The sequence below is a fragment of the Flavihumibacter sp. ZG627 genome, from assembly GCF_000814325.1.
Classification (GTDB): Bacteria; Bacteroidota; Bacteroidia; order Chitinophagales; family Chitinophagaceae; genus Flavihumibacter.
In genome coordinates this window covers 163,251-175,332 of sequence record NZ_JPHF01000007.1, presented here as the reverse complement: position 1 = coordinate 175,332, position 12,082 = coordinate 163,251, and the positions used below count along the sequence as shown (strand labels likewise).

Here is a 12,082-nt window from a genome sequence, read left to right as displayed (position 1 = left end):
ATGGAGTTATCCGAAGACAGATTTAACCGTTTATCTATTGGCATAATTGAAAAGCTGAAATGTTCTCCTATAGAAGCAATTCAAAAATTGGAGTCGCTTAGTATATACCTTGTTTGTGGGGAGAAAATAAAAACTTCACTACCCTTGCAAGCAGCATTGATTACAGCTGTGAATACAGGAAAGAGAGCCTTCCTTGGGGGAGTGTACATACTCATGCCGGATAATACCCCATGTCTTTTATCTTGGCCGGAGGCAAAAACCTTTAATGAAATCATCCTTGAAACTGGTGGCGTTTTAACAGATAATCTCCCTTCTGATTGCTTTAAAATAATGTTTGGCCTGCCAGTAAATGATGATAATTCGATACAAATAGTGTGCAATAGTTGGCAAGGCGGAATACTTGCCGAATACGAAGCTCTCCCTTTTGATGAAATCGGAAACTTGCCAACCGCAGGTATATTCTCAGGAGGTCTGGCGATTTGCCAATCTTTTCTAAAATTAGCTGGAATTAGTATTGCCTGCTGCGATAAAACAGTTGGCATATCACTTTGGCGACCCGATTTACACTGGCTTTCGGAAGATGCTGGCGGTCCGCAAATAACATTTCTTCCAAAAAAAATTTGGTTGTTGGGTCTTGGCCATCTGGGACAAGCTTATTTATGGAATATAGGGTTATTGCCGTACAGGGAAACCAAAGAAATTTCTATACTTCTTCAGGATTATGACAGAATAGTCGAAGCTAATGTTAGCGCTGGTTTACTATGCGATAAAAACGATACAGGCAAATACAAAACAAGACAATGTAGTACGTGGTTAGAAGCACGGGGCTTTACTACCGTAATAACTGAAAGAAGGTTTGATCAATACACAAGAAAAGTGGATGAAGATCCTTTTGTTGCCTTATGTGGTTTTGATTCTGCATCATCTCGTCTTCATTTGGAAAATGTAGGCTTTGATTTAATAGTGGAATCGGCATTAGGAGGTAACCTCGCTACTTTTGATAATATTATTCTGCATTCTTTTCCTGGAGCAACGAAATCGCCGAAAGATATTTGGGGGGATGTTGATGGGGCCAGGCAGGAAATTAATCATTCAGTTCATGAGGTTCTAAAAAAGCATGATTCTGATATCTGTGGCATTGTACCTCTATCTATTGCCGGCAAAGCAATTTCAGCATCATTTGTGGGTGCATGTTCAGGCGCCTTCGTCATTGCAGAGTTATTGAGGGGCTTAAATGGCGGTATTAGGTTTGAAAAAATTGTAGCACACCTAAGAGATGCTGGTGATTTAAAAGCAATACAACATATCAAAGGCGGCTATACAACTGAATTAAGTCGGAATGGTTTTGTTAGCATTGAATCATAAATTTTTCTTTTCAGTCTTTAACCTCCTCACTTCCTCCCCAATTAACCTTTTCACCTCCATCTTCACCTGGTAAAAATTATCCATCACCTGTTGCTGGATTACGTTGGAAACAACGGGGATGTTTTTGTAAGCCGCTACTTCAGCATTTAGCTTATCGGCATCATTGATAATCTCAGCATGAAACATTTTGAGTTTTATTTTTTCGTGGGGATCATCAGCAACCATACCAACAAATTCCCCCGAAGAAAGGGCAGCTATTTTACTGGCAGGTATGGCGCTGTCCAATTGTTTGGAATGGCTTATTGATGTATCGGTACGGCTTACGGAAACACTCTGCCGGTCCTGCATAATTTTTCCGAAACGTTCCGATAAGAGTTTGGAAGTTTCACCCATTACCTGACCACTAATGATGTTACCGGTAATGTTTACAATCACATCTGCCTGTTCTCTTCCATAATCCTTTTTCAACTGACTAAAGTCCTGCATTGCTAAAGTAGTGGCTACTTTGTTACTCCGGGCAGTAGCAATGAGACTATCAATGTTGTTGAAATAAATGGTTGGGAATTCATCAAACACCAAACTGCATTTATGCATTCCTTTCTTGTTTACCTGTCGAACCAATCTTGAGATGTATAGCGATAACACAGCTCCGTAGATCTGCTGCTTTTCCGGGTTGTTGCCAACGCAAACAATTTTGGGATGTTTAGGATTGTTGATGTCTAATGTAAAATCATTCCCAGATAAAACCCAATACAACTGCGGAGAAGCCAAACGGGCCATACCAATTTTTGCAGAAGCTACCTGGCCTTCCAATTGCTCCATCGCATCGTTCTGATAAGCTGTGATGAACGGATTTACCAACACTTCAATCTCTGGTTGAGTATTGAGTACAGGAAACAGTTCATCATACTCTGCCTGCATCAATTCTATGACATGCGGCAGTGTACAATATTTTCCGCCATTGTATTTTCTCAAAAACCAAATGATAGCAGTAACAAAGTTAATAGGCGATTCAACAAAGAAGTCGCCCTGCTTGTTTATCCATTCCCGGTTTAATCCTAACAAAATGGTTCTTGCACTTTCTGTAGCGTCAGTTATATCATTCATCGTGGATGGATCTAATGGATTGCAGCGGTGTGATACAGAAAGATTGTCAAAGTTAATAACATAGAAAGAAGGCTTTACGGTATAGCGGTGCTTATTTTGCTGCAGCCAGTTGTAAACAATTCTGCTGAGGTCATCGTACTTAAAATCATACACAAACATGGCAAAACCCTTTTCAATATGCTGCTTAATTACATGCTGAATAACAAACCAGCTTTTACCTGCACCCGGGCTGCCGATAACCAATAACCCACGAAATGGATTGATAATATTTATCCAACTCTTTCTTATCTGTCGCTTCAAATTATATTTGGCCGGAAGGTTGATTGAGTATTCGTTGGTGAGTAATCTTTCTTCCTGCGGAAAGGTTTCATTGAGTGAGTTAAATACATCATCTGAAAGATTCAATTTGATTAAACGGCTCAACAAATTACCACCCGCCAATATCAATAAAAAACCAATGCCTGTAACGACGATATAAACGACCGCTACAATTTCAACAGCTTCATTCAATCTAAAGAACCAACTGCTACCGAAAAATAGCAGCAACCCAATTAGTAAATACGCAGCAATACTTCGCTTGTTTATCTTCTCATCCTTTTTGCCCTGCGCTCCAAGCAGAGAAATGATCAGCAAACCAACAGCAATCAATTTTGAAGTAAACACTCCATTAAACAAACCCGTCTGGCTGATATTTTTCATCAGCCTGTCTGTAATTGTACTGGTAATTTCCCATTGCTCAAAAGCCCGGTAACAGAAATAATAAAAATGCAGCAGCAAAATAAAGATGCTGGCAAATCTTGTAAGGTCAATTATTTTCCGCAGCCCCTGTTCATTCTCTCCTGTAACTGACATAAAATATTTGTTGAATTATGAATTTGAATTCTTCCGCTTTTTCTTTCGCTTCTTTTTCAGTAGTGAGTAAGGTGTATTTCCGAATTGTTCTTTTGCAGTAAGCAACACATCGAGCAGGTTTTCCTTAGATGCTGAAACAAAAACAGTTTTTTCTTTGTCTTTCGAAATCGGCATTCCCTTACCGACAGCACTGGACGAATGACTACTTTCCTTTTCATCCTGCCTGATTGCATTTTCAATAGGATGATTGGAGAGTTTGCTTTGTATAGCCGCCACACTGTAACCCTTGCCTAAATCACTTCCGTTAAAAACACATTTGTTCTGGTTGTCAACAAACGTAATCCCATACAATCTGCCTTCTGCATTCTGGCGAAGAACCGTGTAGATATTCTTTTGCTTCAGATAGTTCATTAGTTCTTTAATTGAGGCAGGAGATTGAGCAAGGCATTCATCCAGTTTTACTTTTACAAAAGGCTTCAGACTTTCTTTGACTGTTTGATTTGCTGTAAACTTCTTCTCCAGGTTGTCTAATATTGGTTTGCAAGAAATTGAACTTGCTTTGATCGGAACACCCACTTTATTCCCATCAGCATCCAGCACCCGATAAACCAATCCACGGTTCTTGTAAATCCTGCCTTCTTCTTTGCCTCTGTCGGCAACGACATAAAATTGTTTGAGTGCTGCATTAAATTCAGGTAACGAACAAAATTTATAACTGCTGAATACCGCACCCACCACGTTGGATATACTTCTTTTTGTTTCAGTTTTGCCATAAACTATTTTTTTAATGTCCATAGGCTTGATGCCTGGGCTTCTTAATTGTTGTTGTTTTTCGGCTTTTATCAACCCATAAGTTTGTTCAATTTCCTTTCTTGCTTTCTCAGATTGGTTTCTACCGATGTTATGAGTACTAATCCTGCTGCTGTCATTTTTTATTGTAGTGCTTACAATATGAATGTGCGGATGCCCGGCATCTTCATGTTTATAAACGAGGTAAGGTTGCTCGCCAAAGCCAATCTTCTGCATATAGTCAAATGCAATTTGCAGTAACTTACTTTCAGCTAATTTTTCTGATGGATCAAAGTTGAGAGACACATGCAGGGTTTTAGTGCTGGCTCTTTCATTCAAACTGTTCAGCCTTTCAAAACCTGCCAGCTTCTGATAAAAGTTCATGTCTTTTGTATCTTTTAAATAATTGGCTGCATGAAGACAATAAGCAATTCCTTTTTGCACTTTCTTTTCGTTATAGTTCAGTGCCGCTTCAATACTTTTTGGTATGGTTATTTTTGCAACCATTGATCATAGAGTTGGTTCATCCGTAATTTGATTTCTTCCACTTTACTGATTAATACTTTTTGCAAACCATCATACTGATTCACCCAAATCCTGAACTCGGGTATCTTATCCAGCAAATGCAATTTGTGCACTGCCTGGTTAAAATTATTACCGATTGCGTTGAGTTCTTTTTTCAGGTTCAGCATGTCTAATAAAAAGTCATCTGCACTTTCGTTTCTGTATTTGATTGTTACAGGTTTTTGCAACGCTACTTTTCTCAGGTAACTGCTGGTGTCTTTTTCGGTAGTTCTTTGTTGCAGTTTTAGCAACTGATTTACCTCATCATCATTCATCCTTGTCTTAACAAAATGCTTCCTCAATTCTTTTTCACTTTTCTTCATAGCTTTTTATTTTCTGTTTCAATTCCCCGAAACGACTTCGGAGTGAAGGGCAAGATTCCAAATGTGGCACATTTGTACATCTTGCCATGTGCAAGACCGGGCACATTATGCCTTTATAAAATCTATCCGTTGAGAATATTTAAGCTCTTGCAAATTCATAGTAAAACAGGTGTAAAATCTGTACCAGTATTGCCATTTGCATGGCTAATATTTAGTCAGGCAAAACAATTTTCAGAAGTTAGTCTTTTGCTTTTGAGTGGGGTTTATTTGAACTGAAATACCTGTGAAAATCAGGCATAGGTTCTTCCTTAAAACGTAGGCTGCCAGAGTGGTAAATTTCATCAAAAATTGCCTGCTCATACACTGAAAACTGGCAAAGTGTATCGGACATTTGAGCATAGTCTTTAAACTTTTCCGGTTGCTTCAGATAATAACCGCAAACATCCAATTCATCTATTGCATACATGTGACCATGAAGCTGCCTTCTGCTGCGTAAAAAATCTAAAAATTTACCTTGCGGATTGCGCCTGTGATGCTTCAATGTAAGCAGAAAAATTTCAAGGTCATCAATATAAACACTCCAGGGATAATTATCAGTCTTACCTTTTTTCAGCAGCAGGTTTAAATCTGTTTGCAAACTCCCGAATCGTTCTAATGTAACTACTATGGAAAACATAGAATGAAACCTGGCAGGATTTACTGTATAAAGAACCTTTCTTTTGTCGTCTTTTATATCAAATCGCTCTTGACCTGCAAATAAATTCTCAACCCGTTTGCATTGATTATATCCGTACTGTACAGAATTTTCAAAATCATCTTTCAATCTTACAATAGCTCTCTGCATATCCCGGAAAGGTTCTCTTAACTTGGATGCTTTGGTTTCAACAATAATAGCCGAGCCTTTCGTCAGGATAAGCAAGTCCTGTTCATGGCCTTCAACAACGAAATAGTTTTCATATAAGAATGAAGAAGAATCATTGAAAACGGACCTAAATATTCCCGCAACTTTTCTTTCCAATTCCTTTTCCCGATGCTTACGAATTTTGTCCTTAAAACTTTCGTCCTTTGACAGGAAATCATACATACGCCTGTAAATGGCAATGGGGATTTGCTTCTGGCATATATGCAGGTATTTATTTTCAGATATTTCCAGAATCGGTGCCAGTTCGATTGGGTTATTTTCTGTGTAGTATCTGAAAGATTTTAATGAAGCTGGTTTACAAGAAAACAGATTCAGAAATCTATCAACTTTATCTTTATCAAGTGTATGGTATAAATCCTCTTTTGAAAACAACAGATAGGCATGAGTTTTAGCATGAAATGATAACAACGCATCGCTGACTTCTTCTGGTAGCTGATCAATACCTTCAGAGAATGTTATTTGTTTGGAATGAAACTTTGCATGAAACTCATTGAACTCTTTGGTATGGGTAAACTTCATTACCTGGTCGAACCTGATTTTTGTTACTAATTCTGTGGCTTTATAAACTTCAATAAGGAAATCTATATCAAGGCCAAAAGCTTCACTTATTTTTTCTTCAAATGGCTGAAAAACTGTTCTTATTTTTTCTAAATCCTGTTCCACATAACTTAGTACACCATTATCAAAATGGTTTCTGAAGGCCATCTCATGAATAGCCGCATCTTCAGTATAATCCTCGAAATTCTGAACATGATAATAGCTACGAATTTCATTTACTAAATCAGCTAATTCACTTATGGTCGCCGGGCTAAAGTCAAACGGCTCACAACCTTTATTTTCGGCAAATGCATTAAGTGCAATAAGGTAGAAAAAGTCTTTAAGTTTGGACTCGAATTTATTTAGTTCTATATCTATAAAATCTTTTGGCCGACGTTTAATCAAATAAGCAAAAAAACCAGCGAAGCTTTCGGGCTCAAACGTACTTACTTTACGAATCAGTTTATCAATCGCATCTTCCAGTTTTTCATTTTTAGCCATTTTTTAAAACCCCAACTAAGAGTGATTTAAGTTGTTCTGAAATATAAGAATTGGTTATGCGTTCCTGCTCTAATCTCGTGCTATTGGCTTGCAAAAATTCATATAGTTTCAATTCATTGGCATCTAATTTTTCTAATTGCAGTTTTCTGTATGGGGAAGTAACTGAAAACTGGCTGAACTGATTGTAGGTTTTCTCATCCATTAAAAAACTTTTTGCTTCGGGGTAATATTGCCGGATTATATTCAGCATTTCAAACCCAGCCGCATCAAGGTCAAACCAACAAAATAATTCTGCTTTTGCAAGCCAGGGAATATGTTTGCTTATCCTGCTTTTAAACCCTTCTCCAAATATTGCTACGGCATTTTTTACTTTGGGAAATGAAAGAAAACATGCCCTGTTTTCAACTATAAAAACTTTTTCGGGCTTCCAATTCAGCAATGCGGAGTCTTCTAATGTCAATGCTAACTCATCATATCCAATTATTGGCTTCAGACTTTCATCCAATATTCTTATCTGGGCATAGATATTAGGCTTCTTGATGTAGTAGCGGCTGGAAAAATCAGTTTCAGTTTTGTTTATCCAATTTGGAGGCAACATTACATCAAGCATTTTTTTTAATGCTGCAGTATTATCCTCAACAAACTTAGAATGAACTTCAATTGGCAACTCTCTTAAGTATAGATTATGAGGTGGTTTATTATTACAGAAATAAATACAGACTTTTATTAAATCGTCTATTTTATCCGCTTGGTTAAGTAGGAAAATAACGTTTTCTTTCGCCCAGGCTGACAAGCTATTACATGATGCAGTTATGTTATCAAAAGCATTAATAATTGCTTCGTAGTCTTTTGTTCGCTTTGCATAAAAAAGGTAATCATCGAGGGCTTCAAAAAAGATTTTTGATGGTATTTTCTGCTTTGTACCGTCAACTACTTTTTCTTTCCATTCAATAGTGTAACCTTTCCCTTTGACTTGCTTTGATTGCTGATAAAGTGGAACGATTGCTGCTTTAAGCTCACTGAAATTTGTACCTGACAACTTCTTGTTCGAAGGGATGACCAGGGGAAAAATATCCTGCTCTTTCAAAACTGCTGTGATAACCTTATAAAACAGTTTATCAGATTTCTCAAAAAGTTCATTTGGTGTTATCATTCTCTTGTTTCGGCTAACTGTTTAAAACTTTCTTTCTTCTCGTAGTATTGTTCCATTGTAAGGTTATACAGAACAGAACTTTTCTTGTTTTTTATTTCCACAAAATGAACCGCATTAATATAAGGCTCCGCAATATTAATTTTGTCCAGCGGGGTAACCACCAATATCTGAAGATTTAGCTGTGCGCAAAACTCCATCAGGAACCGGCTCTTTTCAGGATCTAACTTACTGAAAGCCTCATCAACTGTGATAAAGCGGAGACTCTTATGCTGTTTACCTTGCTGAAATATTCCAAACTGGTGGGCAATAGCAGCACCTAAAATAGCGTATGTAAACTGTGCTTTTTGCCCACCGGAATAGCTGGCTGTATTGTCATGGTATTGACCTGCTTTGTTTTCCATTGCAGAATATTCCCTGGCACTGAATACAAGCCAGTTTCTTACATCCGTTACTTTTCTTCGCCAGGTTTCTTCTTTCTGTAATTCAGTAATTAACTCCTTGATATTATTAAAAACCTCCTGTCGGTAACTCTCATCTTTTTGAATTGCAAAATCCAGTGTATTGGGTATGGCAGCGTTTAACTGACCTCTGAAAATATTTATTTCATTTTCGCCCCTTAGCTGGCGACATTCCAATTGAAGATAAGTATCAGGATTGCGGTTGAAGGTTATCTTCTTTAATGGCACATTCAATTCCTCAATCATATCCTCAATTTTACTCAACTCATTGTTGAGCCAGGCCCTATAGCTGGTGAGTGCATCCAGCATACTTTTATCCATATAGTCCCGGAACCTCCGCTTATGCTCAACAAGCCGCTGTGTTTGTATAGTTTTATACAAATCTTCCAGGTCGCCAAGCCCTGTGAGGTCGGGTTTTATATTCATTACATCTCCGCTCCAGTTAGCAAATTCATTGGTAATTTTTTCTCCCGGATTTATAAAGGCTGCAATTAATGTAGTGGTATCAAGTTCAAGTTTGTTAACCGCATTACCTGCTGCCTTTTGCCTTGCCTTTAATTTAATTGCAGATTGCATCATCATACTATCAAACTGCGTTAATGTTTGAATACCGGAGGAAGCAATTTCTTCTTCCTTTAAAAATTCAATAATTGCCTGTTCACCTGCTTCCTGTAATTCTTCAAATTTCAGGTTGAGCTTACGCAGGTTCTTGCTGTTATATTCGTCGTCAAGTTTACTAATCCTTGTTATTAAAGCATCTCTTTTCTCATTTTCAGTCTGTAATTGTTTTCCTACTTCTTTGATTTGTTTTTCAATTAACTCATAAGCATCTGTTGATTTTTTTAAATCCTGCACCTGCTTATTCAATGTGTTAATCTTTTCTGCATGTTGCGCCCAGTTTATGTCATCATAATTTTTTATCTGTATGAGATTAGAAATGGTTTGCACCTTTAGCTGCAAAGCTGCAATAAGCGGTGTTAGTTCTTTGATCTCACCGGAAAGTGCAGCATGTTTTTTTTCCTCATTATACTTCTGCTGCTGCAAGTATTGAATGGTTGCTTTGTTATCCCATCCCAGCCTGTATTTTGACTTATTCCATCTTCCCGGCCGGTCGTCCTTTTCATGCCGGTTTACATTCCGCATCAAGCCATTTGATGTAACGGCCTTGGGTGAACCATAAAATACTTCCAAATCATCGGTACAATAATAATTAAACCTATCAAGCAGAGTGGTTTCAAGCCACTTCGAATATTCTGATTCTTTTAGTTCAAGTTTATTTACCAAAGCATCACTCTCAGTTGGCCAACGTACAATACTGTTGGATGGTCTTCGGTCAATTTTATGATACACCAGCTTTGTCCGCATATCATTGTTATAAATAAACTGGTTAGCTGCTTTGCTGAATTTTTCCGGAACTAATAGCTGCATCGAAAAGTTATGCAGCAATTTTTCTATTGAATCTTCCCAAAGATTTTCAGTTGCTTTCACTTTGATTAATTCACCTACAAACGGAATTTCATCTTCCGTTGTTTCCAATATATCAACCAATCTTTTTCTTGCATTAATCAGGTCGTCAGGGATACGGTTTTTCCGTGCTAAAAGCGAAGTAATTTGCTGTTGCAGATCCTCGATTTTGTTACCTACGCTTTCCTGCTCAATTTTTAGCCTCAATTTCTTTTCTGCAAACTTCTCTGACTCCGCAGGAACAGAGGTATTTAATTCAAGTATTTTATTGTAATTATTTCTGAATACAGCTACATCAATTTCAGTATCCAGTTTTAGCTGCTCGCAAAATTTTACATACCGGGTGTTTTCAGCACTTTTACGATTTCTTTTTTCCGTTTCTCCGTCGATATCTTTATTCAGTAGAGAAATCTGGCTGTCAATATTCAATGCAGCCCGTTGCATAACAAGCTGTTCCTTTTCTTTATCAAGTCTATCTACGGAAGCAGAAATTAACTCTTTATCCCTGTTGGCAATTTCAATATCAAGTTCAAGTCTCTCAACATCTTTCTCAAGCAATCCATACTCAATTTTACCAAGATAAAAAGGCATCTGTTCTTCTATAAAATCCAGCTGTTCTTTTTTTTGTCGCAATTCATCCAATCTGTGTTTGTTTTTTATTACCGGCTCCAGCAATTCAAGTTGCTTTTCATCTTTTTGTATGGCTTTGTGGCTGATCAATAAGTCGCTGTAGTGATTATAGAGGCCTTTAAATTGCTCCTCTGCATCTGATTCTTCCAGCATTTCCTGCCGGATAAAATTGGTTAAATCGCCTAATACTTTAATTCCAACCGTCTGGCTGAAAAGTGAGAGGGCTTTATCTCTCAAACCAAACAATTCGCTGAACCTGGCCGCATATTCTTTAAAGCTGTTATAAACTTCAGTTTTGGCATATTGCTTTACCAGTTTCTTCTTCCAATCGCCTTTAAAATCAAAATGGTCTTTTCCAAAATGATCAGTAATATTCAGCGGGTAGGGAGAAACTATAAATATCTTCTGAAGCCCGCCATTACTAAACCATCTGACCTGTACCAATGTAATTGTATGCTGTGTACCGGAATTTTGAAAACAGGCCAGTAAAACTGAGTAAGGATTATCTGTCTTGGTACGCAACTGCTCTGTCTTTGATTTTTCCTCAGCTTCCGAAAATGTTTTACCGTGATAACCCCAGAAATAGGAATTCTCATCACGTTCCTTTTTCGATTCAGCTCCAGAAGATTGATTATAAAATCTTTTATTGGTAGGAACAAGTATGGTGAGCAACGCATCAATCAGCGTTGTTTTACCACTGCCATTTGCACCGGTAAGCAGCGAAGTGCGTCCATCCGGCTGCAGTTTATATACTTTACCGTTAAATGTACCCCAGTTAAACACCTCAAGGTGTCTTAATCGGTATCCATTATCTGAATTATTATTGCTGAACAGTGTTGACATAGTTGCTTAACTTATTCTTTATTTCTTCAAGTTTATCATTGCTGATAAATGCCTTGATAATTCTTTTTATTTCGTACTGGTTGTTATCCTTATTGACAGTATCCTCACGATTCAGCTTTAGTATGCCAATATTTATTAAACTGGTTATTGGTTTTGATAAATCTTTCCAAAGTTTACTCTTATTGGTTTGCTCTTTATAAAACAATTCAATCCGTTCCTTTATTTCTTTTTGAGTGAGATAGAATTTTGTTCCTTCGCTTTTTACATCAAACTCTTCAAGTCCTTCCCTGAGCATTACAGCCAGCAATGTAGCTTCATAATTGAGGGATTGTTTTTTCATAAGGCGTGGTAGCGGATTATCATCATTTTCATCAGTTTCGGGCTGCATAACCCTTGCAAAGCCATCCTGTTCAGTAATGATTAGTTCCATACCTATTTTACCAAAATATTCCTGTATGGCAGATTGCCAGCCCAGTAGTTCCCGCCAGATGTTTTTATCATCTGCATACACGGGCCCCTGCAATAGTTTAATAATGACTGCGGCAAATGGAGCCCTTGCGATTTTTATTTCCAT

At 37.6% G+C, this 12,082-nt stretch carries 8 protein-coding genes; 1 reads left to right on the top strand and 7 read right to left on the bottom strand.

Annotated elements, in window-relative coordinates:
- Positions 1-1,365, top strand: coding sequence for a hypothetical protein (locus HY58_RS14315; protein WP_039133290.1), 1,365 nt, complete (start codon positions 1-3; stop codon positions 1,363-1,365).
- Here HY58_RS14315 and mobC read toward each other — a convergent pair.
- From mobC to HY58_RS14280, 7 genes are all read right to left on the bottom strand, one after another.
- The gene (gene mobC / locus HY58_RS14310; RefSeq protein WP_039133287.1) at positions 1,360-3,324 is read right to left on the bottom strand and encodes a conjugal transfer protein MobC; all 1,965 of its coding nucleotides are present in this window, start codon (positions 3,322-3,324) and stop codon (positions 1,360-1,362) included. The two genes, HY58_RS14315 and mobC, sit on opposite strands and share 6 nt — an antisense overlap.
- Positions 3,325-3,339: 15 nt before the next feature.
- Positions 3,340-4,620 (bottom strand): relaxase/mobilization nuclease domain-containing protein, encoded by a 1,281-nt coding sequence (locus HY58_RS14305; protein WP_039133284.1) that lies wholly within the window; start codon positions 4,618-4,620, stop codon positions 3,340-3,342.
- Positions 4,605-5,000, bottom strand: coding sequence for a hypothetical protein (locus HY58_RS14300; RefSeq protein WP_039133281.1), 396 nt, complete (start codon positions 4,998-5,000; stop codon positions 4,605-4,607). Before HY58_RS14300 ends, HY58_RS14305 begins: the two co-directional genes overlap by 16 nt.
- A 238-nt stretch (positions 5,001-5,238) precedes the next feature.
- Positions 5,239-6,960 carry a hypothetical protein gene (locus HY58_RS14295; protein WP_052324151.1) on the bottom strand — a complete coding sequence of 574 codons (1,722 nt, stop codon included), beginning with the start codon at positions 6,958-6,960 and terminating at the stop codon, positions 5,239-5,241.
- On the bottom strand, positions 6,953-8,113 hold the full coding sequence (locus HY58_RS14290) for a DUF3322 and DUF2220 domain-containing protein (protein WP_039133277.1): 1,161 nt from the start codon (positions 8,111-8,113) through the stop codon (positions 6,953-6,955). Before HY58_RS14290 ends, HY58_RS14295 begins: the two co-directional genes overlap by 8 nt.
- Positions 8,110-11,508, bottom strand: a complete 3,399-nt coding sequence (locus HY58_RS14285; protein ID WP_039133274.1) for an ATP-binding protein — start codon at positions 11,506-11,508, stop codon at positions 8,110-8,112. The genes HY58_RS14290 and HY58_RS14285 overlap by 4 nt, the downstream gene beginning before the upstream one ends.
- Entirely contained in the window at positions 11,486-12,082 is a 597-nt protein-coding gene (locus HY58_RS14280; protein ID WP_039133271.1) for a DUF4194 domain-containing protein, read from the bottom strand. Before HY58_RS14280 ends, HY58_RS14285 begins: the two co-directional genes overlap by 23 nt.